The 26,566-nt window shown below is 36.2% G+C and carries 30 protein-coding genes and 1 other annotated feature; of the genes, 15 read left to right on the forward strand and 15 right to left on the reverse strand.

Features of this window, described 5'->3' with window-relative positions:
* Nucleotides 1-28: 28 nt before the first annotated feature.
* The 8 genes from ftsZ (at nucleotide 29) to cspD (ending at nucleotide 8,045) form a co-directional block, all read left to right on the forward strand.
* On the forward strand, nucleotides 29-1,279 hold the full coding sequence (ftsZ, locus tag NY10_RS00755; RefSeq protein WP_058918194.1) for a cell division protein FtsZ: 1,251 nt from the start codon (nucleotides 29-31) through the stop codon (nucleotides 1,277-1,279).
* Between the two features lie 3 nt (nucleotides 1,280-1,282).
* A complete protein-coding gene (locus tag NY10_RS00760) occupies nucleotides 1,283-1,960 on the forward strand; it encodes a YggS family pyridoxal phosphate-dependent enzyme (protein WP_058918195.1) in 678 nt (225 codons plus the stop codon).
* Between the two features lie 45 nt (nucleotides 1,961-2,005).
* On the forward strand, nucleotides 2,006-2,497 hold the full coding sequence (locus NY10_RS00765) for a cell division protein SepF (RefSeq protein ID WP_058918196.1): 492 nt from the start codon (nucleotides 2,006-2,008) through the stop codon (nucleotides 2,495-2,497).
* A 47-nt stretch (nucleotides 2,498-2,544) separates the two neighbouring features.
* Nucleotides 2,545-2,811 carry a YggT family protein gene (locus NY10_RS00770; RefSeq protein WP_082664255.1) on the forward strand — a complete coding sequence of 89 codons (267 nt, stop codon included), beginning with the start codon at nucleotides 2,545-2,547 and terminating at the stop codon, nucleotides 2,809-2,811.
* 16 nt (nucleotides 2,812-2,827) lie between these two features.
* Nucleotides 2,828-3,610, forward strand: coding sequence for a YlmH family RNA-binding protein (locus NY10_RS00775; RefSeq protein WP_058918197.1), 783 nt, complete (start codon nucleotides 2,828-2,830; stop codon nucleotides 3,608-3,610).
* 81 nt (nucleotides 3,611-3,691) lie between these two features.
* Nucleotides 3,692-4,372: a DivIVA domain-containing protein gene (locus tag NY10_RS00780; RefSeq protein WP_082664143.1), complete on the forward strand. Its 681-nt coding sequence runs from the start codon at nucleotides 3,692-3,694 to the stop codon at nucleotides 4,370-4,372.
* Nucleotides 4,368-4,583: a binding site (T-box leader), on the forward strand. (Overlaps the previous gene by 5 nt.)
* A 100-nt stretch (nucleotides 4,584-4,683) precedes the next feature.
* Nucleotides 4,684-7,467, forward strand: a complete 2,784-nt coding sequence (gene ileS / locus NY10_RS00785; protein ID WP_058918198.1) for an isoleucine--tRNA ligase — start codon at nucleotides 4,684-4,686, stop codon at nucleotides 7,465-7,467.
* A 377-nt stretch (nucleotides 7,468-7,844) separates the two neighbouring features.
* Entirely contained in the window at nucleotides 7,845-8,045 is a 201-nt protein-coding gene (gene cspD / locus NY10_RS00790) for a cold-shock protein CspD (RefSeq protein ID WP_058918199.1), read from the forward strand.
* A gap of 68 nt (nucleotides 8,046-8,113) precedes the next feature.
* On the opposite strand, the gene NY10_RS00795 is transcribed toward cspD, so the two are convergent.
* The 6 genes from NY10_RS00795 to NY10_RS00820 form a co-directional block, all read right to left on the reverse strand.
* On the reverse strand, nucleotides 8,114-8,551 hold the full coding sequence (locus NY10_RS00795) for an SRPBCC family protein (protein ID WP_058918200.1): 438 nt from the start codon (nucleotides 8,549-8,551) through the stop codon (nucleotides 8,114-8,116).
* Between the two features lie 100 nt (nucleotides 8,552-8,651).
* The gene (locus tag NY10_RS00800; RefSeq protein ID WP_058918201.1) at nucleotides 8,652-8,900 is read right to left on the reverse strand and encodes a GlsB/YeaQ/YmgE family stress response membrane protein; all 249 of its coding nucleotides are present in this window, start codon (nucleotides 8,898-8,900) and stop codon (nucleotides 8,652-8,654) included.
* 135 nt (nucleotides 8,901-9,035) lie between these two features.
* Complete coding sequence (gene nrdG / locus NY10_RS00805; protein ID WP_058918202.1) at nucleotides 9,036-9,593, reverse strand: anaerobic ribonucleoside-triphosphate reductase activating protein; 558 nt, start codon at nucleotides 9,591-9,593, stop codon at nucleotides 9,036-9,038.
* A 31-nt stretch (nucleotides 9,594-9,624) separates the two neighbouring features.
* Nucleotides 9,625-11,808, reverse strand: coding sequence for an anaerobic ribonucleoside-triphosphate reductase (nrdD, locus tag NY10_RS00810; RefSeq protein ID WP_058918203.1), 2,184 nt, complete (start codon nucleotides 11,806-11,808; stop codon nucleotides 9,625-9,627).
* A 241-nt stretch (nucleotides 11,809-12,049) separates the two neighbouring features.
* Nucleotides 12,050-13,267, reverse strand: coding sequence for a toxic anion resistance protein (locus NY10_RS00815; RefSeq protein WP_082664144.1), 1,218 nt, complete (start codon nucleotides 13,265-13,267; stop codon nucleotides 12,050-12,052).
* A 20-nt stretch (nucleotides 13,268-13,287) separates the two neighbouring features.
* On the reverse strand, nucleotides 13,288-13,992 hold the full coding sequence (locus NY10_RS00820) for a 5-bromo-4-chloroindolyl phosphate hydrolysis family protein (RefSeq protein ID WP_058918204.1): 705 nt from the start codon (nucleotides 13,990-13,992) through the stop codon (nucleotides 13,288-13,290).
* A gap of 261 nt (nucleotides 13,993-14,253) precedes the next feature.
* On the opposite strand from NY10_RS00820, the gene NY10_RS00825 reads away from it, so the two are divergent.
* From NY10_RS00825 to NY10_RS00840, 4 genes are all read left to right on the forward strand, one after another.
* Nucleotides 14,254-14,805, forward strand: coding sequence for an NUDIX hydrolase (locus NY10_RS00825; RefSeq protein WP_058918205.1), 552 nt, complete (start codon nucleotides 14,254-14,256; stop codon nucleotides 14,803-14,805).
* 18 nt (nucleotides 14,806-14,823) lie between these two features.
* Nucleotides 14,824-15,075 (forward strand): cell wall synthase accessory phosphoprotein MacP, encoded by a 252-nt coding sequence (gene macP, locus NY10_RS00830; RefSeq protein ID WP_058918206.1) that lies wholly within the window; start codon nucleotides 14,824-14,826, stop codon nucleotides 15,073-15,075.
* An 18-nt stretch (nucleotides 15,076-15,093) separates the two neighbouring features.
* Complete coding sequence (locus NY10_RS00835) at nucleotides 15,094-15,786, forward strand: 5'-methylthioadenosine/adenosylhomocysteine nucleosidase (protein ID WP_058918207.1); 693 nt, start codon at nucleotides 15,094-15,096, stop codon at nucleotides 15,784-15,786.
* Between the two features lie 97 nt (nucleotides 15,787-15,883).
* Nucleotides 15,884-16,432 carry a GNAT family N-acetyltransferase gene (locus NY10_RS00840; RefSeq protein ID WP_058918208.1) on the forward strand — a complete coding sequence of 183 codons (549 nt, stop codon included), beginning with the start codon at nucleotides 15,884-15,886 and terminating at the stop codon, nucleotides 16,430-16,432.
* Nucleotides 16,433-16,536: 104 nt separating this feature from the next.
* Here the strand turns inward: NY10_RS00840 and NY10_RS00845 are convergent, their stop codons facing one another.
* The gene (locus NY10_RS00845) at nucleotides 16,537-16,983 is read right to left on the reverse strand and encodes a YueI family protein (RefSeq protein ID WP_058918209.1); all 447 of its coding nucleotides are present in this window, start codon (nucleotides 16,981-16,983) and stop codon (nucleotides 16,537-16,539) included.
* 149 nt (nucleotides 16,984-17,132) lie between these two features.
* On the opposite strand from NY10_RS00845, the gene NY10_RS00850 reads away from it, so the two are divergent.
* On the forward strand, nucleotides 17,133-17,759 hold the full coding sequence (locus NY10_RS00850) for a DUF1054 family protein (RefSeq protein ID WP_058918210.1): 627 nt from the start codon (nucleotides 17,133-17,135) through the stop codon (nucleotides 17,757-17,759).
* A gap of 50 nt (nucleotides 17,760-17,809) precedes the next feature.
* Here NY10_RS00850 and NY10_RS12520 read toward each other — a convergent pair whose 3' ends face one another.
* The 8 genes from NY10_RS12520 to msrC form a co-directional block, all read right to left on the reverse strand.
* Complete coding sequence (locus NY10_RS12520; RefSeq protein ID WP_156413243.1) at nucleotides 17,810-17,953, reverse strand: hypothetical protein; 144 nt, start codon at nucleotides 17,951-17,953, stop codon at nucleotides 17,810-17,812.
* 286 nt (nucleotides 17,954-18,239) lie between these two features.
* A complete protein-coding gene (locus tag NY10_RS00855) occupies nucleotides 18,240-18,596 on the reverse strand; it encodes a hypothetical protein (RefSeq protein ID WP_058918211.1) in 357 nt (118 codons plus the stop codon).
* Nucleotides 18,597-19,267: 671 nt separating this feature from the next.
* The gene (locus tag NY10_RS00865) at nucleotides 19,268-19,594 is read right to left on the reverse strand and encodes a hypothetical protein (RefSeq protein WP_058918213.1); all 327 of its coding nucleotides are present in this window, start codon (nucleotides 19,592-19,594) and stop codon (nucleotides 19,268-19,270) included.
* A gap of 134 nt (nucleotides 19,595-19,728) precedes the next feature.
* A complete protein-coding gene (locus NY10_RS00870) occupies nucleotides 19,729-20,040 on the reverse strand; it encodes a hypothetical protein (RefSeq protein ID WP_058918214.1) in 312 nt (103 codons plus the stop codon).
* A gap of 22 nt (nucleotides 20,041-20,062) precedes the next feature.
* Entirely contained in the window at nucleotides 20,063-20,434 is a 372-nt protein-coding gene (locus tag NY10_RS00875) for a hypothetical protein (RefSeq protein ID WP_058918215.1), read from the reverse strand.
* On the reverse strand, nucleotides 20,431-21,729 hold the full coding sequence (locus NY10_RS00880) for a Y-family DNA polymerase (RefSeq protein ID WP_058918216.1): 1,299 nt from the start codon (nucleotides 21,727-21,729) through the stop codon (nucleotides 20,431-20,433). Before NY10_RS00880 ends, NY10_RS00875 begins: the two co-directional genes overlap by 4 nt.
* A gap of 276 nt (nucleotides 21,730-22,005) precedes the next feature.
* Nucleotides 22,006-22,611: a 30S ribosomal protein S4 gene (rpsD, locus tag NY10_RS00885; protein WP_058918217.1), complete on the reverse strand. Its 606-nt coding sequence runs from the start codon at nucleotides 22,609-22,611 to the stop codon at nucleotides 22,006-22,008.
* Nucleotides 22,612-22,840: 229 nt separating this feature from the next.
* Nucleotides 22,841-23,308 (reverse strand): free L-methionine (R)-S-oxide reductase MsrC, encoded by a 468-nt coding sequence (gene msrC / locus NY10_RS00890; protein ID WP_058918218.1) that lies wholly within the window; start codon nucleotides 23,306-23,308, stop codon nucleotides 22,841-22,843.
* Between the two features lie 217 nt (nucleotides 23,309-23,525).
* Here msrC and NY10_RS00895 point away from each other — a divergent pair, with 217 nt between their 5' ends.
* Nucleotides 23,526-25,241: a septation ring formation regulator EzrA gene (locus tag NY10_RS00895; RefSeq protein WP_058918219.1), complete on the forward strand. Its 1,716-nt coding sequence runs from the start codon at nucleotides 23,526-23,528 to the stop codon at nucleotides 25,239-25,241.
* A 161-nt stretch (nucleotides 25,242-25,402) separates the two neighbouring features.
* Entirely contained in the window at nucleotides 25,403-26,545 is a 1,143-nt protein-coding gene (locus NY10_RS00900) for a cysteine desulfurase family protein (protein ID WP_058918220.1), read from the forward strand.
* The last annotated feature ends 21 nt before the right edge of the window (nucleotides 26,546-26,566 follow it).

A 26,566-nucleotide genomic window follows, 5' to 3' on the forward strand; every position in this document is an offset into this window, starting at 1 on the left:
CTAAAAAGTGCAAGTAGGAGGAAATAGAATGGAATTAGAGTTTGATACAAATCCAGCTAATGGGGCAATTATTAAGGTTATCGGTGTCGGCGGAGCAGGAAACAATGCGGTTAACCGCATGATTGATGAAGGAGTTAAAGGTGTAGAATTTATCGTAGCTAATACGGATATTCAAGCACTTGCGGGATCAAATGCAGAAGTGAAAATTCAATTAGGACCTAAGTTAACACGAGGTTTAGGTGCAGGAGCAAACCCAGATATCGGACGCAAAGCAGCAGAAGAAAGTGAAGAACAAATAGCTGAAGCTTTACGCGGAGCAGATATGATTTTTGTAACAGCCGGCATGGGCGGAGGTACTGGTACAGGTGCTGCTGCTATCGTAGCACGTATTGCAAAAGAACAAGGTGCTTTGACCGTTGGTGTCATTACACGTCCATTCACATTTGAAGGACCAAAGCGCGGTCGTTTTGCGGCTGAAGGGGTAGCACAAATGAAAGAACACGTTGACACCTTAGTTATTATTTCGAATAACCGCTTATTAGAGATTGTTGATAAAAAAACACCAATGCTAGAAGCTTTTCATGAAGCAGACAATGTTTTACGCCAAGGGGTTCAAGGGATCTCTGATTTAATCACAGCTCCTGGATATGTTAACTTAGACTTTGCTGATGTTAAGACTGTTATGGAAAACCAAGGTTCGGCTTTAATGGGTATCGGAATGGCCAGTGGTGAAAATAGAACAGCAGAAGCAACGAAAAAAGCTATTTCATCGCCTTTGCTCGAAGTTTCTATTGATGGAGCTGAATCTGTCTTGCTGAATATTACAGGCGGTTCTGATTTGACACTATTTGAAGCCCAAGATGCTTCCGATATTGTTTCTTCAGCCTCTACTACAGAAGTAAATATTATTTTTGGAACATCCATCAATGAAAATCTGGGGGATGAAGTTATCGTAACCGTGATAGCTACGGGAATCGATACAACTAAAACAGGAGATGTACGTCCACAAAGTTCTGGACGCAGCCGTGCTTTAGGATCAAATGATTCTCAAGCTAATTCACAACCACGTGCTCCAAAAGATCCATTCGGTGACTGGGATATTCGCCGTGAGCCTAATGTTCGTGATCAAAATGCTTCAAATAAACAAGATGAATCAACTTTTAACAACGAAAAACCGGAGTTTGACGTCTTCAAACGTGAAGAAAAACAAGATAGAGGCCACAGTAACGATGATGATAATCTCGATACTCCTCCTTTCTTCAGAAGACGCCGTAAATAAAAAATGGCAGATATTCATAAAAACGTGCTGCAGCTTGAAGAGAAACTGAACCAGTCTTTAGAAACAGTTGATCGGAAAAGATCTGAAGTACAAGTTATCGCTGTTACTAAAAGTGTTTCAATTGAACTCACCAAAGCAATCGTTCAGGAAGGCTTTCGGCATTTAGCTGAGAACCGTCCTGAAGGCTTAGCTCTAAAACAAGAAGCTCTTGCTGATCAAGAAATATCATGGCATTTTATTGGGAACTTGCAAACTAGAAAAGTGAAGAATGTTATCAACCGAATTGACTATCTGCATTCGCTTGATCGGCTGTCATTGGCAAAAGAAATTGAAAAACGAGCTGAAGCGACTATTTCTTGTTTCGTCCAAGTTAATGTCAGTGGAGAAGCAACTAAAAGTGGGGTTCATCCTGATGAATTAGATGAATTTATTCAACAATTAGCTGATTATCCGAAAATCAAAGTCATTGGGTTAATGACTATGGCTCCGTTAACTGCTGATACAGCTATCCTTCGCACAACTTTTGCAACATTAAAAGAATGCCAACGAAAAATAGCAGAAAAAGCATTAAGTTATGCTCCATGTACTGAATTAAGTATGGGAATGAGTGAAGATTATCAGATTGCTGTAGAAGAAGGAGCAACTTACATTAGAGTAGGGACTTCTTTATTCAAAGACTAGAATGTAATTTTGGTATCAAAACTTGCATAATGAGGAGGAGTTAAAATGGGAATGATGAATAATTTTAATCGTTTTTTTGGATTGGATGAAGAAGACGAAACAAATTATGATGAAATGGAGTCAACGAAAGAAGTTGATACTCCTATTGCTTCTAAACTCAATAAACAACGACAGACTGAAACATCAGCGACTCCAATTATCAATACAAGACGCGAACAAGCAAAAAGCAATAAAGTGGTGTCCATTAGCCAACAGCCTACCCCACAACAAGCTAAGATCACTATTTTTGAGCCGAGAGTTTACTCAGAAGTTCAAGAAATAGCGGATGTCTTATTAAACAACCAATCCGTTGTGTTAAACTTTGTTCGGATGGATGAAAATCAAGCTAAAAGAATCGTCGACTTTTTAACTGGAACGGTTTATGCTCTTGATGGCGATATCCAACGAATCGGAGATGAGATTTTCTTATGTACTCCACATAATGTTGCTATCGATGGAGCTTTAACGGATATCATGAGAGACAAAGATTTATATTAGAAAAGAGGATTAGCCTAAACGTGATTACTATTATTTCTGGATTGTATATGATTTTATCAAAACTAATCCAAGTGTATTCAACAATCATCATTATTTATATATTGATGTCTTGGATGCCGGGAGCCTATCAATCTAAATTCGGACAGCTTTTAACCCGAATTTGCGAGCCTTACTTAGGCTTTTTTAGACGCATCATTCCACCAATTGGAATGATCAGTATCTCAGGGATTGTTGCTATTCTTGTATTGAATCTAGCACAAAGAGGATTGTTTTCTCTTTACCAAATCGTTTTAAGATTATTTTTCGGCTTCTGACCTAGGAGGGTTCCTGATGTTAGAGAATGTCTACCAACATTTTAGAAAAGAAGAACGACCTTTTATTGATCAAGTTACTGGCTGGATAAGAGCATGTGAAGATCAATATGCTCCTTATCTGACCAATTTCTTGGATCCAAGACAAGCTTATATAGTGGAAACGATTGTTGGAAAAAGAAGCGAGATAAAACTCTATACATTCGGCGGCTATGAAGCTGCCGAACGTGTTAGAGTGTACATTTGTCCTGAATATTACATTCCCAAACAAGATGAATTTGATATTACCTTGTGTGAAATACGCTATCCACTTAAGTTTGCAAAAATGTCACATGGAAAAGTTTTAGGGACATTACTTTCGACCGGACTAAAAAGAGAGTATTTTGGCGACATTATTTCCGATGGCGAAAAGTGGCAATTTTTTGTTGAAGACAGCATGAAGAGTTTCGTATTAAATCAAGTGGACAAAATAGGCAATGTTTCAGTGCGTATTGAAGAGAAAACCTATTTAGATATGCTGCTGCCGATCGACAGCTGGACTGTAGTACAAGAAACGGTTTCTTCTATGCGGCTAGACACAGTTATTGCTACATTGTTTAATATCTCTAGACAACGTGCTAAACAAATGGTTGAGTCAGGTAAAATAAAATTAAATTGGGCAGAAATAACGCGGCCTGATTTTGAATTAGGATTACTAGATATTGTTTCTGTACGTGGCTTTGGAAGGCTTCAAATCCAAGAAATCGAAGGAAAAACTAAAAAGGATAAATGGCGGATACAATTTGGGGTCTTGCATAAATAGCCTTGTTTAGGTATTCTAATAGTAAATCGTTTAATTAAAAGCTTAAGAGTACAATCAATTCAGATGATGGAGGTGTCTTAGATGGTGTTAACTCCCTTAGATATACATAACAAAGAGTTCCCAGTCAAGATGCGTGGATATGACCAAGATGAAGTAAATGATTATTTAGACCAAATCATTAAAGATTATGAAATGGTATTGAAAGAAAACCGCGAATTGGAAAAGAATTTAAAATTTTCTGAAGAAAAAGTGACTCATTACAATAATTTACAAGATGCATTAAACAAATCGATCATTGTAGCTCAAGATGCTGCAGATCGCTTGAAAGAGAATGCTGCTAAAGAAGCAGAATTGATTAGTTTAGAAGCAGAAAAGAACGCAGATCGTTTATTAGATGAAGCTGTTGCCAAAGCGAAAAAAATCACGACTGAAACAGATGAGTTGAGAAGACAAAGCAGAGTCTTTAAACAACGGTTACAGTTGATGATCGAATCACAATTGGAAATGGTCAAGAATGAAGAATGGGAAGATATTCTGAAACCTTCACAAGAAGAAGCATTAGAACTCCCAACATTGAAAGAAATGCTTTCTGATATCCAAGCAACAGAAGTTGATGACGAAGATCTTAAAGAGGAAAAGACAGAAACTGACGTATCTACTGAAACAACGGATGAAGGTACTTCGGCAAAAGAAGCAGAATCTGAAGAACAAGAAGAACAAACAGAAGGCACGTTGCCTGCAATTGAATTGCCAAAAGCATAAAACGATGAATGGGACAGAAAGCATTAAAAAACCTTTTTAGCGAGTTAGAAGATGGTGAAAGTCTAACAGGCCCTTTTTAGTGTCAGATCCCCCAGGAGTGTTGATTTGAATGTATTAGTAAAATCAGCCGGTTGATTTCCGTTAACAATTACTTGAGAGAAAACGTTTTGTTTTCTGAACTTGGGTGGTACCACGAGATTTCGTCCCTTTGAGGGGTGGAGTCTTTTTTTTGTACAATGAATTTGCAATTTAAAGGCCAAAGCAGTACGCTAATAAAATAAGCACCAGATTAAAGATGGAGGAATGAACTAATGAAAATGAAAGAGACATTGCAGTTGGGAAAAACTTCTTTTCCAATGCGTGGAAACTTACCTGTACGCGAAATGGAATGGCAAAAAGATTGGGCAGAAGCAGACGTTTATGAGCAACGTCAAAAATTAAATGAAACTAAGCCTACATTTATTCTCCACGATGGCCCTCCATACGCTAATGGGAACATCCATATTGGACATGCTTTAAACAAAATCAGTAAAGATATTATTATTCGTTATAAATCCATGTCAGGATTCCGTTCTCCGTATGTTCCTGGGTGGGATACACATGGACTGCCAATTGAACAAGCGTTAACGAATAAAGGAGTTAAACGTAAAGAAATGTCTGTCGCAGAGTTTCGTAAACTATGTGAACAATATGCATGGGAACAAATCAACAAACAACGTGAAGACTTTAAACGTTTAGGAGTTGCAGGGGAATGGGACCATCCTTATGTTACTTTGACACCAGATTATGAAGAAGCTCAAATCCGTGTTTTTGGAAAAATGGCCGAAAAAGGCTATATTTACAAAGGGCTGAAACCTATTTATTGGTCACCGTCTAGTGAGTCAGCTTTAGCCGAAGCGGAAATTGAATACAAAGATGTAAAATCACCTAGTATTTATGTTGCTTTTAAAATAGTTGATGGCAAAGGTTTGATCGACGAAGCTACTTCTCTAGTCATCTGGACTACAACGCCTTGGACAATTCCATCTAACTTAGGAATCGCAGTTCACCCAGAATACGAATACGCTGTGGTCGTAGCAGATGGCAAAAAATATGTTTTAGCAAAAGAGTTAGTTGAAACTGTTGCAGAAGAAATTGGTTGGAAACAAGTTGAAGTCATCAGCGAATTAAAAGGAAAAGATATGGAATTCATGACGGCTCAGCATCCATTATACGACCGGACGTCATTAGTCATTTTAGGCGATCATGTCACTCTTGACGCAGGTACTGGTTTAGTTCATACAGCCCCTGGGCATGGTGACGATGACTATATTATCGGTCAAAAATATAAATTGGGTGTTTTATCGCCAATTGATGACCGAGGCTGTTTCACTGATGAAGCACCAGGTCTGGAAGGCGTTTTTTATGATAAAGGCAATAAGATTATCACGGATATGCTAGAAGAAAAAGGCGCATTATTAAGTTTGAGCTTCTTTATGCATAGTTATCCGCATGACTGGCGCACAAAAAAACCGGTTATCTTCCGAGCAACTCCTCAATGGTTTGCGTCTATCGACAAAGTCCGTGAAGACATTTTAAACGCAGTTGAAGGCGTAGAGTGGGTTCAAAAATGGGGAATGCAGCGTCTATACAATATGGTAAGAGACCGTGGCGATTGGGTTATTTCTCGTCAACGCGCTTGGGGTGTACCATTGCCGATTTTTTATGGTGAAAACGGGGAACCAATCATTACTCCAGAAACAATCGATCATGTAGCGAAGTTGTTTGGCGAATACGGCTCTAATATTTGGTTTGAGCGTGAAGCAAAAGATTTATTGCCAAAAGGCTTTGTTCATCCTTCAAGTCCGAATAATAGTTTCACAAAAGAAACGGATATTATGGATGTTTGGTTTGACTCTGGATCTTCTCATGAAGCTGTCTTGAAAGGCAGAGCTAATTTGTCTTTCCCAGCTGATATGTATTTGGAAGGCTCTGATCAATACCGTGGTTGGTTCAACTCCAGCATTACAACTAGCGTAGCTATTAATGGCGTTGCTCCTTATAAAACAGTCTTATCTCAAGGAATGGTTTTAGACGGCGAAGGACGTAAAATGAGCAAATCAATTGGAAATACGATGTCTCCTGATAAAGTGACGAAGCAAATGGGTGCTGATATTATCCGTTTGTGGGTTTCAAGTGTAGATACTCAAGCTGACGTACGTGTTAGTGACGATATTTTGAAACAAGTTTCAGAAGTTTACCGCAAAATTCGGAACACTATGCGCTTTTTATTAGCTAACACGTCAGATTTCCAACCAGCGGAGCATACTGTGGAATTTAGTGATTTGCGTTCCGTTGATAAATATATGCTTATTCGTTTGAACCAATTGGTAGAAAAAGTTGAAAAAAATTATGATAAATATGAGTTTTCTGCTATTTATCAATTGATCAATAATTTCTGTACGGTTGATTTATCTCAATTCTATCTTGATTTTGCGAAAGATGTCGTTTATATTGAAGCCGAAGACGCTTACGAACGTCGTGCTATGCAAACTGTCTTTTATGAAGTAGTCGTAAAAATGGCTAAACTATTGACGCCTATTTTACCGCATACTGCTGAAGAAATTTGGGCGCACTTAAGCGAAGAAGAAGTATATGTTCAACTAGCTGAAATGCCTCAAGTTGAAGAATATGAGAATGAATCAGAGTTATTGGATATGTGGGGTGCTTTTATGGACATCCGTCAAGATGTTCAAAAAGCATTAGAAGAGGCTCGTAATGAAAAGAAAATTGGTAAATCATTTGAAGCTAAATTGACTCTATATCCCACTGAGCAAACAAAAGATCTATTTGTTTCTTTAAACAGCAATATCGGTCAATTGCTGATTGTTTCTGAATTAGAAATTGCTGGTGATAAAAAAGAAGCGCCTGAAACAGCTTTACAATTCGATTCTTTAGCAATTGTTGTTGAGCATGCTCATGGAGAAACATGTGAAAGATGTCGAGCCATTAAAGAAGATGTAGGAGTAAACAAATCAGCTCCAACATTGTGTGCTCGCTGTGCAGCAATCGTTTCAGAAAATTATCCTGAAGCTTTGGTTACAGAAACAGATTAAACGAAAAGGGAGTGAGACAAAAAGCGTTTAGACCCGAATCACTGGAACGAATAAGCGCAGTATGGTCACAGACCATCGAGCATTATTCGTGAAGTGGATGTCGGGTCTGCTTTTTGGAACACGTTCTAGAATAAATATTCGGATATGCAAAAGAGGTTGGGACTTTTGTCCCAACCTCTTTTTTTTCTAGAAAGCTGATATAGAAACAAAGTAACCCCTTGCACGATAGAATACACTACGTTATAATTGGTAATAGTAACGGTTTATCCTTTTTGTAAAAATAGTTATATGGACGATTATTTTTAAGAATAGTAAAGACCTGAATTTTTTTGAAAAGAATACTGTTGCAAATCAATGTAATGGCAGGTGAGAATGAGATGGAAAAAGGAACAGTAAAATGGTTCAACGCTGAAAAAGGCTTTGGTTTTATTGAAGTTGAAGGCGGCGATGATGTATTTGTCCACTTTAGCGCAATCACTGGTGACGGATTTAAGACCTTGGAAGAAGGCCAACCGGTTGAGTTTGAAATTATCGAAGGAAATCGTGGCGCTCAAGCAGCGAATGTCGTTAAACTTTAATTAAATAAAGTAGTTAAAGGAGCAATAAACAAAATTGCTCCTTTTTTGTATGGGTTAGAATTTAAAAATCAATTTTCTAAAAGTTGTTTCATTTGTGTTAATAAATCTTGAGCCCATTTTCTTTTAACAGAAGCAAGCATAGGCGCAAGCAGTAAGTTTCTTTTTCCTTTTAATCTAAGGTCTAGAAAAATTTCAATTTGTGTTTCAGCAATAGATTCAGAAGAGAGGATCAGCTTGCCGCTTCCAGTGACACTCTTATTTTTTGAAGAATAGTCAAAAGCGAGTTGATTGGGATTTGAGCTAGGGGTGAAATAAAACGTTAATATTGTTTCCCGTTCTATTGATCCGAGCGATAAGAGCATAGAGACTTGGTATGTATCAGATGTAAGCGGTATGAGCTGTTTAAATCCTGGCAAAAAAGGCAGCCAATTAGCTGGTTCATTAATGCTGTTTAAAACAGAATCAATTGGAGCTGTTACAATCAAAGAATAATATTCACTGCTCATCTTTGTTCCTCCTTTTTATAAAAAATAAAAAAATCTCTTTGGGAGAATAGGCCCCAAAGAGTTTTTTAATATATTGATTTGCTTAAGAAAAAAGGTCTATTTAACCTTTACGTCTTCCAACAATCAATGAGAAGATAAAGATTAAAATTACAGCACCGATTAAAGCGGGTAAAATAGCAAAACCACCAATGATTGGTCCCCAGTTTCCTAATAGAGAAGAACCGATCCATGAACCGATAAATCCTACAATAATGTTACCAATAATACCACCAGGAACATCTTTACCTAAAATCATTCCTGCTATTGCTCCTAGAACGCCACCTACTATTAATGACCAAATAAATCCCATGTTATTTCCTCCTCTTTCTGTATAAGTACATTTGTTTTGTAATAAATCTATTACACTTATTAGTATAGACACATTTTGTTCACAGTTCAAATGATACGCACTATTCGGTACAAAAAAAGAAGGAAAATCGGTTATTTAGCTCTTTTCTTCCCATAAAATAAGGGAATTGTGAGCTAAAGATTGTTGGACATCAATGATTTTCTGGTTTGAACTCCCTCTAAAAGGTAGAGTTAAATCACGTTTTGCTAATACAAAACGGCCGTCTATTAAAACATCTAGATAAGAGAGCAATTCCAGCTTGTCACTAGATTCTAACATTAATTCTGACCAAGTATAGCCGGTCCAAGCCCAAATGTCTTTAGCAGCCCCAAATTCTTCTTTTACACGTTTTGCAAGAGGAACCGTTATCCCGGTATTTAAAAATGGTTCTCCTCCTAAAAGGGTAAGTCCCTGTACATAAGATTGACTTAAATCAACCATAATTTGGTCTTCTAATGCTGTAGTGTAAGGCTGGCCATAATCAAAACTTTGAGCAATTTTATTGTAACAGCCTTTACAGGCAAATAAACAACCACTTACATACAAGCTGCAACGAACTCCTTCACCATCAACAAAATTAAAGGGTTTATAATCAGCAACTTTCATACGACTAAAATCTTGCGCTAGCCATTCCTGTGGGTTCGGTTTTTTCATTTCGAAGTTCCTCCTAGTGAATTATGATTTTTTAATTCATATGTTTGACTCGGGCAGCAATTTCTCGGTGGCGTCCATGTACCATAGGCCTTGCTTGAGGATTGCCTAAATACCCACAGGTACGTTTAACCACATCACATTTTTTAGGATCTCGGTTGCCGCATTCTGGGCATTCGAATCCTTTTTCAGTAGGGAGAAAATCTCCTTTAAAGTCACACTGGTAACAATAGTCAATTGGCGTGTTTGTTCCGAGATAACCCACTTGATCATAAGCAAAATCCCAAACAGCTTCTAGGGCTTTCGGGTTTTGCTGCATATTTGGGTATTCACAATAATGAATAAAACCGCCACTTGTATATTTAGGATAATCTTTCTCAAAAGTCAATTTTTCGAAAGGGGTTGGTTTTTTTCTGACATCATAATGAAAACTATTGGTGTAATATTCTTTTTCTGTAATATCAGGAATTAAACCAAATTTATCAGTGTCCAAACGGCAAAAGCGGTCTGTTAAGCTTTCACTTGGAGTAGAATAGACGCTGAAATGATATCCATAATACTCGCTCCAACTGTCTGTCTGTTTTTTTAAATAGCTTAAAATAGCTAAGGTGAATTCTTTGGCGCGTGGGTTTGTTTCCCATTCTGAGCCATAAAAAACGGTCGCAACCTCATAAAGACCGATATAACCTAATGAAACAGTAGCCCGCTTATTTTTAAATAGCTCATCAACGGCTGCTGTAGTTGATAATCGTTCGCCAAAAACCCCGTGTTGGTAAAGAATAGGAGCGTTGCTAGGGGTAGCTTCTTTTGTTCGATCAACTCTATAAAGCAAAGCGTCTTTGCAGGTTTGGACACGTTCTTTTAGTAGAGACCAAAAAATAGTCTGTTTCCTTTTAGATTCAAGTGCGATTCGCGGCAAATTCAAAGTAACCACACCTAAGTTCATACGGCCGGAATTCACTTCAATTCCATTGGCATCTTTCCAACCCTGCAGAAATGAACGACATCCCATGGGAGTTTTAAAACTGCCCGTTAGTTCTACAATTTTGTCATACATCAAAACATCAGGATACATTCTTTTTGTTGCACAGGTTATAGCCAGTTGTTTGATGTCATAATTCGGATCAGACTGTTCCAGATTAGTCCCACGTTTAAGGCTGAAAATGAGTTTAGGAAAAATAGCAGTTCGCTTTTCTTTACCGATTCCTGCTGTACGAATAGATAAAATAGCGGTTTGAATCTCGCGTGCAAGCCAATCGGTTCCTAAACCAAAGCCAATAGTTGTAAAGGGCGTTTGTCCTTGAGAAGAAAAGAGTGTATTGATCTCATATTCTAAACTTTGCATAGCATCATAAATATCTTTTTTGGTTTTTTCTATAGCAAAATCAAGTCTTTTTTCTTTATTTTCAATCCATTCGGTAGCTGTCTTTAAATGTTTTTTAAAATTTAATTGTGCATAGGGAGCAAGAACTTCATCGATACGATCGGCACTGCATCCGCCATATTGGCTTGATGCCACATTCGCAATAATCTGCGCCATCTGAGCAGCAGCGGTTTGAATAGATTTAGGTGGCTCTACTTCAGCGTTGCCGATTTTAAATCCTTTGGCTAACATTCCTTCGAAATCTATTAAGCAGCAGTTGGTCATAGGGGAATAGGGATGATAATCTAAATCGTGATAGTGAATGTCGCCTTTTTGATGAGCATTGCCGACATGCTCTGGTAAAAGCTTGAGTCCAATTGATTTTCCAACAATCCCAGCGGTTAAATCACGCTGAGTATTAAAAATGTCGCTGTCTTTATTAGCATTTTCATTAATGAGCAGGTGATCTTTAACTAATAATCGATTAACGGCATAGTTAATATCCGTATTCTTAGCCCGTAGAGAATTTTTTTGAATACGATAAGCAATATAAGCTTCAACAAGAAGGGGTAGTTGTTCCCGTTTTAATGTTTCTTCAACAATCATTTGGATTTCATCGAATGTAATTTCTTGCTGGTTCTGCTGAATGATTTTCTTTTTTATTTGATCAGTGAGCAGTGCCAAATGCTTTTTTGTTGATTCTGAGATAGTCTGATGGACTTGGACCTCAGCTTTAGCCAACGATTCATAAAGTTTTTCTTTTTGAAATGGCACCAAGCGACCATCGCGTTTGAGCACAGTTAAGTAAAAATGATTGTAGTTTTTTTCACAATCTAAATCAATAGTAGTTTCCATTATAAGTCAACCTCCTAATAATACTTATTAGTCTTGAAAAACGATCAGGTACTATATATAGATACGGAATCGATTATCACACTAGATAGTGTACCATGGTTTGATCGTTCTAAGAAGAGAAAAAAGTAATTCATGTAAAACTTTTTCTTATTCTGATGTAAAAGTAACCAGATGCGGTTGCAGTAAAAATATAAAAAGGCCTTTCCATTAAACAACGGTAAGGCCTTTTTGTATTTGTTTGTTATGACTGATCGGTGGTTAATTCTAGTAATTTATCTTTTAAGGTAGTTTCCATAACGGTCAATTCTTTTTCTGCTTCTTTTCGTTTTATGCGACCATCTTTTTGAATTTGTAACGTTTCTTGTAACGTTTCGATTAAATCGCTTTGTGTTTTTTGCAACGTTTCAATATCAATAATGCCTCGCTCATTTTCTTTTGCTGTTTCAATAGAGGATATTTTTAACATCTCAGAATTTTTCTTGAGCAAGTCATTGGTTGTTTCAGAAACTTGACGTTGAGCAGTGACCGCATCTTTTTGACGCAATAAGGTCAAAGCAATAGCAATTTGGTTTTTCCAAAGAGGAATCGCAGTATTGATCGAAGATTGGATTTTTTCTGCTAATGCTTGATTTGTATTTTGTATCAACCGAATTTGAGGAGCTTGTTGAATGGTCATTTGACGAGCTAATTTTAAATCATGAGTTCTTTTTTCTAAACGATCCAAAAACTGATTCAAATCATTGACTGTCTGTACATCCATTTGATTGGAACTGTTTTCGGCAATTTTTACAGCTTCAGGGATCAAAGTATCCAACAGTTCATCGATCTTGATTTCACCAGCAGCAATGTAAATGTTTAAAGCATCGAAATAATCTTTATTTTTTTGGTAAAGTTGTTCCAACATCATATTGTCATTAATTAACCCGTTTTTTTCTTGATCTAGCTTTACACCGATCTTATCAATTTGTGCGCCGATTTTTTGATATTTTGCGGTCATTTCATAGATGGATTTTCTAACGCGTCCAAATATTTTTTTAAAGACATTATTGTCTTCGGCTCTTAAATCTTCAGGATTAGCCTCATTTAAGCGGTACATCAAATCGTTTAAAGAGTCGCCGATTTCTCCAGTATCTTGGTTTTGAACATGGTTTAACATGGAATGAGAAAACTCACCTAATTTTTGCTGAGCAGCAGCACCATAACTCATAACCGATTGAATATTGGAAACATCAATTTGTTCTGCTAAAGCTCTTGCTTGTACTTGTCGTTCTTCTGGCAAGCGATTAATTAAACGGTCAGACTTATCTGTTTCAACCATTTCGTTTTCGATAGCCGCTTTTTCAACTGAATGATCCGAAGCAGCTTCTCCAAAAGGATTAGCTAGCAAATCATCTAATTCAGAACTGACTTCTTTAATCGTTGTTTTATTTTTTTCAAGTTCATTATTTTGTTCAGTCATAAACTCATCTCCCTGTTCCTTTAAAGTTCATCATCTTCAATCGTATTGGTTTCACCATTATCGCGTTCAATAGCTTTCTTTGCAAGTTCTACCTCTAAGCTCATATCGTCAAAATCCCCTGATTTAAAAGCTACATAATCTACTGCTATCAAACGGCACATTTCGTCAATGGTTGTCGCACTTTGATCTAAGACAGTGAAAGTAGATTTGTTTTTCACTTCATGTTGGCTGATTTCAAGGTATTTATTGGTTAAATCAGTTAGGGAAGGCAAGTGCACATAGAGAAATTTATCTACTTCATGAAGGCGACGGGGTTCGGCAGTGATTTCTTTAAATAAAGACTTAACCAAATGAATGGTATTGTTGCGTTGTTCGATAGCTTTCAATTTAGAAACAGCATTCATATTTTTTTCTAAAGTCAAAATCTGTAATTTGGCGGTGTACATGGTTTCTCTGAAAAAATGGATTTCTTCTTTATCCATACCATTCGCTTTATAAAAAGCTTCTTTTTCAGAAGAGACTTTGCGCAGCTTCTGATGAGGTGTATTATTCTTGTTGTCATTTTGTTTATAAAAGAAAAAAGCTCCTATGACAACACTGATGATTAAAGACCACCAAAATCCAATATTCAAGATAAACATCAGCACTAGAAATATTAAAACCGTTGTGACACTAGTGAAAGTGTAGCGGAAAATATCTCCAAGGTTTTTAAGGAAAGTATTCATTCTATTCACTCCATTTTTTTATTTTGGTCCCTTGATCTCCACTCATTCTTCATCTCTTATTTTATCATAAAAAATAGGAAAAGGCCCATCAGACTAAAGATGGATTTCTGACTACGACTTTTGCTCGGATTCGAGAAAAGAAATAATAACCAACAGAAATAAAGAAATGTTTAAGAGAAGGTTTCTTTACTTCAGGATTGAAAAATGAAAGCTAGAACGGTATGATATGTAAGAAGTCTGGAACACTCAGGAGGAACAAACTTGGAATTTGAAGAAAAAACCGTCAGCAGTGAATTGATTTACAAAGGGAATATAACGGAATATTGGGTGGAAGAAGTCCTGTTGCCAAATGGAAAGCAAGCTAGTCGGGAATTGGTAAAACATGCTGGAGCAGCAGCCATTATGCCTTTTACATCGGATGGAAAAATGGTGTTTGTAAAACAATTCCGTAAAGCAATTGAAAAGACTATTTTAGAGATACCAGCAGGAAAAATCGATGATACAGATAAAGACCCTTTAGAAACCGGTAAAAGAGAGCTTGAAGAAGAGACGGGTTATCAAGCAGCAACGTTTGAACTTGAAACTTCATTTTACTCTTCACCTGGTTTCACAAATGAACTGATGCATATTTATCGAGCAGAGGGATTAACAAAAATTGACCAACCGCTTTTACAAGATGAAGATGAGTTTCTCGAAATCTTAACGCTAACGTTTGAAGAAGCATGGGAAGCTTACGAACAGCAAATTATTATTGATGCTAAAACTGTTTTTGCTCTGTTTTATTGGAAAATGAAACTTGGAAAAAAGGACTAAAGAGGTGTGAACCAACAAATGGATCAAAAAACAAGATCAGAATTAAGAAAAGCAAAAGAACAGGAAGAAAAAGAAACGAAAAAGCGAGCGAAAGAACGAGAAAAAGTTGAAAAAGCTTATCAAAAAAAATTAGAAAAAGAAGGTAAAATCACTAAAAGTCGAAAAACCGAAAATGATAAATACCGAAATGTAGATCGGTTATTAACGAAAGCGATTATCGTGGTATCGATATTATTGATTATTGTATTGATTATTGTTTTCTTAATTTAAATTTAAAGGAGAAATCGCATGAAAATTGGAATTATTGGAGCGATGGCAGAAGAAATAGCACTATTAGAAAAACAACTAACAAATAAAAAAGAATGGTCACAAGCCAATGCCTTTTTTATTTCTGGGATGGTAGCCAATCATGAAGTGTTTTTAGTTCAGTCGGGTATTGGGAAAGTGAATTCAGCCATTGCCGCAACCTTGTTGATTGCTCAGTACGGCGTCGAAGCAGTGATCAACACTGGTTCAGCAGGTGGTATCGGAAAAGGCCTAAAGGTTGGAGATGTAGTGATCTCAACAGAATTAGCTTATCATGACGTTGATGCAACTGTCTTTGGTTATGCAATTGGCCAAGTACCGCAAATGCCAGCACGTTATCCAGCAGATAAAGGGTTAATGGAAAAGACTGCTGAAGCAGCTAAAGCTGTTGGTTTAGCTCCGGTCCAAGGCGTGATCGTCACCAGCGATTCTTTTGTTGCTGGAAAAGGAGCAACAGCTAGCATACTCGAGCATTTTCCCGATGCTTTAGCCGCTGAAATGGAAGGAGCAGCGATTGCTCAAGTGTGCTTCCAATTTAATAAACCGTTTATCATTGTGCGGGCTATGTCAGATGTAGCAGATGAAGAGGCAGGCGTCAGCTTTGATGAATTTATCATTGAAGCAGGTAAACAATCTGCTTACATGGTTTTGGAACTATTGAAAGCAATCGATTAAACCTTTACTTAAACGCTATATACTTGAGAAGTTTTTTTACAAATCTTTACTAAACGAAGCACTGAAAAAATTAAGAATAGAAAGTGAGATCACGGGCATGACAATTCTAGAAACAGAACGTTTGCTGTTAGTCCCCTACAAAGCCTCTTTCATAGAAGCCACTTTGATCAGCGATGAAGCACTAATGGAAGTGTCTGGTTATACAGTAGCAAAAGAATGGCCAGGAGTAGAATTCTTTTTTTATTTGCCGTTTGTATTAGAAGAAGTAAAAAAAGAACCGGATATGGAAAAATGGACACGTCTTGTTGTGTTGAAAAAGGAAAATAAAATCATCGGTGAGGTCAGTGCTCAAGGTAATCCTGGTAAAACGGGAATGACTGAATTAGGGTACGGCATAGTGGATTCTTATGCAGGACAAGGATATGCTACAGAGGCTGCTGCTGTTTTTTTGAACTGGTTATCTGCTAGTCAACACATTCAAACGATTAGCGCAAAAACATATCTTTACCATAAAAAATCGCAACATGTATTAAACAAACTGGGCTTTATCAAAATAGGTGAAGGGCTGATAGGCGGGGATGAACCAGTCGTTAATTTCGAATGGAGACCAGAAAATAAAGTAACAGATTTTTTAGTTGAACGATAAAAATACCGATAATTGATTTGTGAATTCGATTAAGAAAGCTGGACCGAAAGCAGAAAACCAGTTAAGCAATATGACTTAACTGGTTTTTTTGTCCATTCAATTTTTTATGAAAAGAATCTTTTGAAAAAAGATTTCTTTTTAGGAGCTTTTTTTTCCTGATCTGGTTCAGGCTCAGGGTACTTCTCTGAGACGTCAACGACATCGACATTTACAGCTGCAGGGGCTACATAGACCAATCCAATAGGGCTTTTTTCAGAATTATCATCTGAGATCATTCTAAAAGGACACTTCAATGAATTGCTTAATTGGATATAGGGAGATAAATATTCCATATCAATAGAGCCGTTCAATAAAAGGGTATTATCAGGATGCAGTTGTATTTCTTTTTTGAGCGCGCCTATATAATTGTTTGAAAGGACTTGTTCAATCGTCATGGTCAGATAAATACGTTCCCGCAAGCTGCCTAAATACTTTCGACGCTCGTCGGGATTTGTTTGATTAGAACCATACATGCCTTTATTTAAATAATCTTGTACATTATTCGGACTCATAAAAACTCTCCTTTGGCGGAAATAAGGTAGTGGTTTCCTATTCGTTTAATTGTATCCAGTATACCATAAAGATATTTATTTGCAGAATCATCGCTTTTTTAACATTACGATTAATACAATTAAAAAAATATTTAAGGAGTGAACCTGCGTTGAATTCAGTCACATTTACACAAGAAGATTTTGCTATCTTTGCTATTGAAGGACTAGAACCAAGAATGAAAGCTATCCGAAAAACGATTCAACCTAAATTCAAAGAGTTAGGCAAGGTGTTTTCAAAAGAGTTAGCGGAACTGTTGAATGAAGAAGAGCTCCCTGTTCATATTGCACAACACATTAGGCGGACAAAAAACCCACCAAAAGATACATGGTGTGCCATTGGCGGCGATACACGCGGTTATAAAAAATACCCCCATTTTCAATTAGGACTTTACCAAACACATCTGTTTATTTGGCTGGCTTTTATCGATAATCCGCAACATGAAAAAGAAATGGCTCAAGATTTTCTGAAGAATTCTATCAGTTTAGAAAAATTACCTGCAGATTATGTGGTTTCTTTTGATCATACTAAAGAACAAGTGATGCCTATCAAGGAAGCAGAATTGGAGAAGGGGTTAATGAGATGGCGAGATATTAAAAAAGGGGAGTTTTTAGTTGGACGACAACTCTCTGCTAACGATCCTATGCTTGTGAACCCTCAAAAAACACAGGATTTTATTTTTAAAACTTATGCTGAACTGCTTCCGCTGTATCAACAGGCTTTTAGAGCCTATCCATAAGCCGTTGAACTAAATAAAACCGTTGAGATATGATATCTCAACGGTTTTATTTAATTTCCTTGAATGTGACGCGACATATAATCGTATAAAATGAGAGCTTCGTTATCATCTGACAAATAGAGAATGAAGGTGGCTTTATTACGGGTTAACTTGACCGAAGTACCAGAAACTTCAAGAATGGTTTGATTGTACACAATGTACGCTCCTTTGAAAAAATAGTAGTCAACTAAAAAATAAGTGCTGAATCTTTAAATAAAGAATAATAAACTGATAAATAAAAAGGTATAAACCTTCTCTTAATCCATGCATTTTATCATGAAAAAAACGATAAGTAAACAGTAAAGTCTCCTTTAAAACCATAAGAAATCTCTAAGATTTCTTATGGTTTTAAAGGAAAGACTAATAAAGCGATTGTTTTTAAACCGATTAGTTCGCTGTTTAGATTCTTTAACTGTTTTGAAGGACTCTAGTGAGAGAAGTTTAAATTAGTTGAATCCTATCGTCTTGTTCTTTATATTTTTTGTATAATTTGCTTAATACTGAAATATCATCGCTGCATAATCTAATCAACTCTTCAAAAACACGTTGAGTAACAAGCGTATCATCAATTTCCTTAACTGAAGCCAGCAGGTTTTCTTGATGGCGGCTCAGTTCATTTAAAATCAAATGATATTCTTCTACAAATGTTGAAAAGTCTTCTTTATCCTCTAAAAGATCATCTTTTAAATTTTGAGTATTTTTATACAGGTTCTCAAGGTATTCACCAGGAGTTATATTCATAGCTTCTGTAATCTGCTTAATTTCTTTCAAAAAATCATCATTTACTTCAATCAGCAAAAGAATCACCTCAATCAATTAATTAATTAATACATTTATTATAAGATAAAAAAGGCTATTAAAGAATAAACTATTGAGTTAAATTAGAAAAAGCTTACTCAATTGTGTCAACTATGTGAAAGTTAATCCTGAGGAAGAAGAAAATGGAGCAAATGAAGGGAATCTTTGGGTGCGTTAAGAACTAGATTGTATTTACTGCTCTATCATTATTATATTAGATGGACTATAGAAAGAGTTGAGACCGGAGAGGGAAGATAAAAATAGGGTTCTATCATTTTAGATGTTGGTAAGTGAAATGACTATATGCTACAATCTTGAAATGTTTGGAGGAATAGTGGCTGCTTGTAGCCTTGAAAACCTGTAGACCCAAAGAGGCTCCTGGTTTTCCCATGGCTTTCTACAAGCAAACAGGTAAGTTCCGAAGGAGATTTCAATCTAAGAGACACCAATACGATTTGATAAAGAGCCAAAATAGTCTAAAGTCAAAAGCACTAACTTCTTTTAACTTTGGAATTATAAAGAAACAAATATCGTTAGTCCGTAAGAAAAATAAGCATAAATCTAAGTAAAATAAAAAAGTCCACAAATGTTTATAAATAAACATTTGTGGACTTTTAAAAATATATTTCGTAAATTGGATGGGGCTTTTTTTATGCAATAATACTCAACCTTTAAAAAGAACTAGGTTTTTCAACATTAGACTTGATTATTTTCAATCTAGATTCATCTATATTAGATAAATCGAAACCTTCTATATCCCGGAAACAATTTTCGACTTCGAATTTCATTTCATTTGAACCAGATAATTCTCTTAATTGGTAGTAAAAAAGAGCTTTAGCTTCGTTATCATGATTCGATAGTAATTGAGCTACTCTATCTTTACCATTTAACTTAGATATAAGATTATTTTCTGCATCTGAAATAACATAAAAGTAAGAATTACCAAAAATATCATGTGAATCATCTTTATAAGAAATTAATTGTTCTAATGAAATCATTTAAGCACTCCTCTAAATGATTTATATTTTTTTATTCTACTTTAGTATGTCAAACACCTTAATGATTTGTATCTAACAATTAAATTTAAATAAAAAATAATCCTCAATCAAAAAGAGAGAAGGGTATTTTTTCCTCAAAACATAACCTTCTTATGCGGCATCTTTCTGCCTTTATAATCAAATATCTGTCCAAAGTAGCTAGGTTTCGAATCGAGACGGTACTCTTGCACAACTAATTGCATCCGATCGTTTATAGTTCCTTCTATACTAATGACCGAATCTTCTTCAATGTCGTACATAAATTTATAAGCTTTCATTCCAACGACCAGACAATTGAATTTACGGTCATCTACTTTCAGTGTGAAACGGCATAGGGGAGAACCGTTATCGGTGTTAATCACTTTAACTTCAGAAACAACTTTTCCGGTGAGTATAGCAAAATTCATTTTAAACAGCTCCTTTTATCTATTAAACATCATCATCCGTGTTGTTCCATTTTTTTAGAACCACAAATTGAATGTTTCGAATTTCATCAAAATCGACTTTGGTATTATTTATGAAGATACCTAATTCGTCACCACCAACAATATGACCAACTACGTCATCATAGTAAAATCCGTTTTGATCTACGTTTTCAAGTTGAATAGCGACAGACTTATTCTTTACTATGGATTCATTTATTACTATTTCAATTTCACCTTGGTTCATCTGTCTTTTTTGCTGATTAACTTTTGTCCTTTCGCTTGATAACTTTTCTTGGACAGCCGTATGCTCAGATAAATAAAAGCCTGCCCATTTCTTAATGCCGCGATCACGATATTCCTCATTTAAAAAGCTCATTGGATACCCTCCATTCCGCCAGCGTGCCCACCAACAAGAGAGCTGCGGTTAATAGCTGTAGCTCCTTCTAAAAGGCTGCTAGCATGTACTAGTGATTGAAAACCATACTTATCTCTTATTTTATCTACCAACAAATCTAATTTTTCATTTGTGATCTGTTGAGAGGGATCTTCAAATAAATCCAATTGAATATTACTAGTGTAAGTCAATTTTGAATAAGAAATTCCGATACTCCTTACAGCCATGTCGTCTTCATAATGTTTATTGAAAATATCAAAACAATAATCGACTAACTTCTTCGTATTAGATGTATTAGGAATTTTTAATTGTCGAGAGAATCCTGCTTTTTCTTCATGCTTAGAATAGGTAACGGTAAGGCTGACACATCCTGTTTTGCAAAGGTGCTTTCGAATGCGGGTCGCCACTTGTTCCGCCATTTCTCGAATCACTATTTTGATCTCATGTCTTTTATAATAATCTCTTTTAAGTATTTGAGAGTTTCCGTAACTTTTTTCTAAAGGACGATACTGATCTCTAATATCGCTGCGATCGATACCCCATGCACCAGCGTATAGCTGTTCTCCAATAAGGCCCATAGACTCTCTTAGCTGGTAAAAATTTGCATGTGCTAAGTCATAGACTGATTTAATCCCTAAGCTATTTAGCCGTATAGCTGTTCGTTCTCCGATGCCCCACATGTCGGTTATGTTTTCTATTTTCCAAATCGTTTCTGGGACATCTTTGTATCGCCATTCAGCAATCAAATTAGCGTTGCATTTGGCTTCATTATCCAAAGCTAGTTTAGCCAGCAGCATATTGTCACCAATTCCAATAGTGACGTAAAGGCCAGTTTTCTTATGAATGTGGTATTGAATCATTCTAGCCAAGTCGTAGGCGCTTTTTCTTTTAAAGAGCTTCAAGCTCGCTCTAACAGACACAAATGATTCATCTATGCTGTAAATATGTAAATCCTCATCTGAAACGTATTTACGAAAAATATCGTTGATTTCCGTATTCTTTTCTATATAAAATTGCATGCGTGGAGGCACGATCAATAAATCAGGATGATAGGGGATATCCCGTTTTCTGGTCACGTTACTGATGCCTAATACTTTTTTAGCTAAAGGGGAGGCAGCTAGAACCAAACCGCCAGCATTTTCTGCATTGCTCATAACTACCAACATAGTTTTTAATGGGTGCAGGCCGCGTTCAACACATTCAACTGAAGCATAAAATGATTTAACATCAACACAGAGAATGTCGCTGCTTATCTCATCAGAGTAATCGAATGACATAAAGATCCCTCCTTTTTTATTTCATTATACGAACAAACGTTCGATAAGTAAAGCGAACAGAACATTAAAATAACCCTAGGAAACAAATCCAAGAGTTTTATCAAAATGCCTAGTAGTCCGCCGTTTATTTTTTAAAAAAGTTCCCCCAAAGTTCCCCCAAAAAATAATAGAAATACATGGACTAACATGGAGAGTTGGTTAAAAATAAAAAAGCCCGAAAGGCTATTATATAGCACTTTCGAAGCTTTTACAGTTACTAGATAGAATCTAGTTTTATTAACGGTTGTAGTACTCAACGATGAATGCTTCATCAATTTCAGCGTATAACTCTTCACGTAATGGTAAACGAGTTAATGAACCTTCTAATTTTTCAGCATCAAAAGTTAGGAATTCAGGACGGCCGAATAATGATTCAACAGCAGACTTGATGATTTCCATGTTTTTAGATCTTTCACGAACAGAGATGACTTGTCCAACTGAAACGCTGTATGATGGAATATCAATGCGTTTTCCGTCAACAAGGATGTGACCGTGGTTTACTAATTGACGAGCTTGACGACGTGTAGTAGCAAAACCTAGACGGTAAACAACGTTATCTAAACGTTGTTCTAGTAAGATCATGAAGTTATCACCGTGTTTACCTTCATTGATTTTACCAGCTTTTACGAACAAGTTTTTAAATTGACGTTCGTTCATTCCGTACATGTGACGCAATTTTTGTTTTTCTTGTAATTGCAAACCGTATTCTGTTAATTTCTTACGGCTGTTTGGACCATGAGGACCTGGAGCGTAAGGACGGCGTTCGATTTCTTTACCTGTACCAGAAAGTGAAATGCCTAAACGGCGAGAAACTTTCCAACTTGGACCTGTATAACGTGACATAATAAAATTCCTCCAATAATTCTTTTTTGGAGTAAAATAACAAGTTGATAGTTCAGTATTTCGTGCAGTTTATTTTTCATTCTTCACCTTTGCAGCCGCAGGTTACACAAATGCACCATAATTGGCAATAAACTGTTGACGTGAATACCACTTTCACGCTGCATTATTTTACACAACTTGAATTATACAATGTATTCTTCTCAAGAGTCAAGCATTGTTGCACTTTTGTTTAAATCTGGCTGTTTTTTAATAAGATTTCAACAAATTGTTCTAAAAACTGTTGATCCACTGTATCAAAACGATTCGTGATCGGAGCATCGATGTCCAATACGCCTATTTTTTTATTATTTATCGTTAATGGAATGACGATTTCAGATTGACTGGCTGCGTCACAAGCGATATGACCTGGAAATTGATTAACGTCTTCCACCACAACAGATGCATTTTTTTCAAAAGCTGTACCACAGACACCTTTACCTATTTCGATACGGATGCAGGCTACTTTTCCTTGGAAAGGGCCTAAAACAAGTTCGCCAGAGGTTTCTTCATAAAGATAGAAACCAGCCCAATTGATATCAGGCAAATTTTCAAATAATAATGCTGCAGCATTGCTTAAATTCGCAATAAAGTTTTTTTCGTCACCAATCACAGCAGCTAGTTGCTGGTTAGTTAATCGGTATTTAGCTTCTTTTGACAAGTAAATCACTCCTTTAAAATGGTTAGTTACTAAATGAGGTGAATAAAAAACCTTGTTTAGTAGTGTTAGATTTCATTGTATATGTTACAATATACAATAGGTATTTTTATAAGTAAACGTAAACTAAATGAACACAACTATTTTTTGAAAACAAGTCAGTAAATCAAATTAAAAAAATACAAGTAATGAAAGTACCAATTCAGCTGGAGGTATTAGAATGAGTTTTGAATATATTTTGATAGCGATTATTTTATTGGCAGTTATTGCCTATGGAACGAGTTATTTGATGAAGAAAAAACATTACGCCATTATTGATGCTTTGGAAAAACAGAAACTTGAGTTAATGGAACTTCCAGTAATCGATGATCTACATAGCGCTAAAGATCTCCAACTAACTGGACAAACCGAAGAAACATTCAAGAAGCTGAAAGCAGAATGGCAGAAAGTTGAAACGACCACTTTCCCGGATTTAGAAAACTGTTTGTTTGACGCAGAGCAGGCTACGGATCGCTTGCAACTGGTTCATGCTAAAAAAGCAGAAACAAAAGCAGCAGAGCTGATCGAAGGAGCCAAAATAACCATTGCAGATATTCAAGAAGCTTTAAAAGAGTTGCTGAAAAGTGAAGAAAAAAATCTTTTGGAAGTCAAACGTATTCAAGAAACGTACCAAGAAATTCGTAAGAAGTTGTTGACACAGAGCTTTTCGTTTGGCCCAGCTTTGGAGAAACTTGAAAAAAAATTAACTTTTTTAGAAGTAGATTTTTCGAAAATCGAAGAATTGACTGCTTTAGGAGACCATATTGAGGCCAAGAAAGTATTAAGTCAGGTTGATCTTGATACTAAAGAGTTGAATCATCTGATTAAACAAGTACCTGGGATTTTGAAAGAACTGACTACCGAATTTGCTGGTCAAATTGAAGAATTAAAAGAAGGATATGAACAATTAATTGCACAAAAATTTGTGTTTTTAGATGATACGATTCTGGACGATATTGAGGCTATTGAGAAAGAATGCCAAGTTTCCGAAAGACTGATCGCCGATTGTGAACTTGAAGAGGCAAAAATGAAAAACCGCGAAATCGAAGAAAATATCAATCATTTATACGATATTATGGAGTTGGAAATTGAAGCGAAAGAATTTATCGTAGCTCGTCAACCTGTTTTAGATGATTACATTGAATTTGTATTAGAAAAAAACCGAAAATTACTGATTGAAATTGATCGTGTCGCTCAAAGTTATGCCTTAAATAACGATGAGCTAGCAAAAACTCAAACAATGCAAGAAGAGCTGCTGGAGATACAAAACAATTTTGATACCTTTACTGATGGACTAAACAATCATCAAGCCGTTTTTTCCGCAGTACAAGAAAGTTACACAGAGCATGCGAAAGCCTTAGAACAAATTGAAGGAAAACAAAAAGAAATCAATGATCATCTGATTGAATTGCGTGAAGAAGAAATGGAAGTTAAAGCTAAAATCGATGATTTTGAATTTAACTTACGTGGTGTAAAGAGATACATTGAAAAACAACATTTACCTGGCTTGCCTACAGGTTATTTAGACTTCTTTTTTGCTACAACAGAACGAATTGAAGAACTATCAAAAGAATTAAACAAGCTGAGAATTGATATGAAAGACATTAAAAAGTTATGCGATTTATGCGATGATGATGTTGAATTATTAATTGAGAAGACAGAAGATATTGTAGACAGCGCAATGTTAACGGAATACATGATGCAGTACGCAAATCGTTACCGCCATACGCATCCTGAAATTTCAAGTGCTATTACTGAAAGCTTTGCATTATTTAATCAAGAGTTTGAGTATCAAGAAGCGCTTGAAACGATCTCCACTGCTTTAGAAGAAGTAGAGCCAGGAGCGTTTAAAAAAGTAGAAGAAAGCTATTTAGAGGACAAACAAAAGAAGAGATAGAAAAGAAACAGAGTGATTCATTGTTGTGAACACTCTGTTTTGTTGTGGCGAAGAAAGAGCTGTTAAAAATGCTTTCTTGTGGTTCAAAGAGATTTTGTTATAATAAGAAAGATGTTTTTTAGCAGAAATATAGAAAAGAATAATAGAAAGTGTGATCAATAATGATATATTTTGATAACAGCGCAACAACACAAATCGATGAAGGGGTTTTGCAAACCTTTTTAAAAGTCAGCCAAAGTATCAATGGCAACCCTTCTAGTCTTCATAAATTAGGCGATCAGGCTGCGGGATTACTGCAACAATCACGTGCACAGATAGCGTCGTTAATAGATGTCACTCCACAAGAGATTTATTTTACAAGTGGCGGAACGGAAGGCGATAACTGGGCGATTAAAGGAACGGCCATTGAAAAAAGTGTTTTTGGCAAACATTTGATTACAACAGCTATTGAACACCCGGCAGTTAAAGAGACGATGCATCAATTAGAACAATTGGGATTCGAAGTGACTTATTTACCTGTTGATAAAAAAGGAGTTATTTCAATCGAAGATTTAAAACAAGCTCTTCGGCCAGACACCATTATGGTTTCTGTTATGGCAATCAATAACGAAGTGGGCAGCATTCAACCGCTTGAAGCTATTGGAAAAGTATTAGAAGACTATCCCTCTGTCCATTTTCATGTAGATGCTGTCCAGGCTGTTGGGAAACAGCCTTTGTTGTTAGGTCCTGACTCACGTATCGATATCGCTTCATTTTCAAGTCATAAATTTCATGGGCCAAAAGGCGTAGGATTTATTTATTTGAAAAAAGGCAAGAAAATTGCTCCATTATTGAACGGCGGAGGTCAAGAAGCTGGGTTGCGTAGTGGGACGGAGAACATTGCAGGAATTGCTGCAATGACTAAAGCTTTGCGGTTAGTCTTATCTGATGCTGTCGAAAAACAAGCTCTCCAAAAAAAGATAAAAAACTATTTGGCTGATGCATTGAAAAAATATCCAAAAGTAACTCTTTTTTCTAGTGAGGAAGGAGCTCCGCATATTCTTTGTTATGGTTTAAAAGGCATTAGAGGCGAAGTGATGGTGCATGCTTTTGAGGAAAAAGACATTTACATTTCTACGACAAGTGCGTGTTCCAGCCGCAGTAAAACAAGTTCTAGTACTTTAGGAGCAATGAATGTTCCGGAGTTTATTGCCACAAATGCAGTTCGAGTTAGTTTGACAGATACGAATACGATGGAAGAAGCTAAACAATTTTTAAATGTATTCGATGAGCTGTACCATCAATTTCAAGCAATCAACGCATAAAAGAAAAGGAGCGGGAATTTA

Source organism: Carnobacterium sp. CP1, from assembly GCF_001483965.1.
In the GTDB taxonomy this organism is placed as follows: Bacteria; Bacillota; Bacilli; order Lactobacillales; family Carnobacteriaceae; genus Carnobacterium_A; species Carnobacterium_A antarcticum.

Coding starts and splice junctions, on each gene's coding strand:
- ftsZ (WP_058918194.1), top strand. CDS start 29: ATGGAATTAGAGTTTGATACAAATCCAGCTAATGGGGCAATTATTAAG.
- NY10_RS00760 (WP_058918195.1), top strand. CDS start 1,283: ATGGCAGATATTCATAAAAACGTGCTGCAGCTTGAAGAGAAACTGAAC.
- NY10_RS00765 (WP_058918196.1), top strand. CDS start 2,006: ATGGGAATGATGAATAATTTTAATCGTTTTTTTGGATTGGATGAAGAA.
- NY10_RS00770 (WP_082664255.1), top strand. CDS start 2,545: ATGATTTTATCAAAACTAATCCAAGTGTATTCAACAATCATCATTATT.
- NY10_RS00775 (WP_058918197.1), top strand. CDS start 2,828: ATGTTAGAGAATGTCTACCAACATTTTAGAAAAGAAGAACGACCTTTT.
- NY10_RS00780 (WP_082664143.1), top strand. CDS start 3,692: ATGGTGTTAACTCCCTTAGATATACATAACAAAGAGTTCCCAGTCAAG.
- ileS (WP_058918198.1), top strand. CDS start 4,684: ATGAAAATGAAAGAGACATTGCAGTTGGGAAAAACTTCTTTTCCAATG.
- cspD (WP_058918199.1), top strand. CDS start 7,845: ATGGAAAAAGGAACAGTAAAATGGTTCAACGCTGAAAAAGGCTTTGGT.
- NY10_RS00795 (WP_058918200.1), bottom strand. CDS start 8,551: ATGAGCAGTGAATATTATTCTTTGATTGTAACAGCTCCAATTGATTCT.
- NY10_RS00800 (WP_058918201.1), bottom strand. CDS start 8,900: ATGGGATTTATTTGGTCATTAATAGTAGGTGGCGTTCTAGGAGCAATA.
- nrdG (WP_058918202.1), bottom strand. CDS start 9,593: ATGAAAAAACCGAACCCACAGGAATGGCTAGCGCAAGATTTTAGTCGT.
- nrdD (WP_058918203.1), bottom strand. CDS start 11,808: ATGGAAACTACTATTGATTTAGATTGTGAAAAAAACTACAATCATTTT.
- NY10_RS00815 (WP_082664144.1), bottom strand. CDS start 13,267: ATGACTGAACAAAATAATGAACTTGAAAAAAATAAAACAACGATTAAA.
- NY10_RS00820 (WP_058918204.1), bottom strand. CDS start 13,992: ATGAATACTTTCCTTAAAAACCTTGGAGATATTTTCCGCTACACTTTC.
- macP (WP_058918206.1), top strand. CDS start 14,824: ATGGATCAAAAAACAAGATCAGAATTAAGAAAAGCAAAAGAACAGGAA.
- NY10_RS00835 (WP_058918207.1), top strand. CDS start 15,094: ATGAAAATTGGAATTATTGGAGCGATGGCAGAAGAAATAGCACTATTA.
- NY10_RS00840 (WP_058918208.1), top strand. CDS start 15,884: ATGACAATTCTAGAAACAGAACGTTTGCTGTTAGTCCCCTACAAAGCC.
- NY10_RS00845 (WP_058918209.1), bottom strand. CDS start 16,983: ATGAGTCCGAATAATGTACAAGATTATTTAAATAAAGGCATGTATGGT.
- NY10_RS00865 (WP_058918213.1), bottom strand. CDS start 19,594: ATGATTTCATTAGAACAATTAATTTCTTATAAAGATGATTCACATGAT.
- NY10_RS00870 (WP_058918214.1), bottom strand. CDS start 20,040: ATGAATTTTGCTATACTCACCGGAAAAGTTGTTTCTGAAGTTAAAGTG.
- NY10_RS00875 (WP_058918215.1), bottom strand. CDS start 20,434: ATGAGCTTTTTAAATGAGGAATATCGTGATCGCGGCATTAAGAAATGG.
- NY10_RS00880 (WP_058918216.1), bottom strand. CDS start 21,729: ATGTCATTCGATTACTCTGATGAGATAAGCAGCGACATTCTCTGTGTT.
- rpsD (WP_058918217.1), bottom strand. CDS start 22,611: ATGTCACGTTATACAGGTCCAAGTTGGAAAGTTTCTCGCCGTTTAGGC.
- NY10_RS00895 (WP_058918219.1), top strand. CDS start 23,526: ATGAGTTTTGAATATATTTTGATAGCGATTATTTTATTGGCAGTTATT.
- NY10_RS00900 (WP_058918220.1), top strand. CDS start 25,403: ATGATATATTTTGATAACAGCGCAACAACACAAATCGATGAAGGGGTT.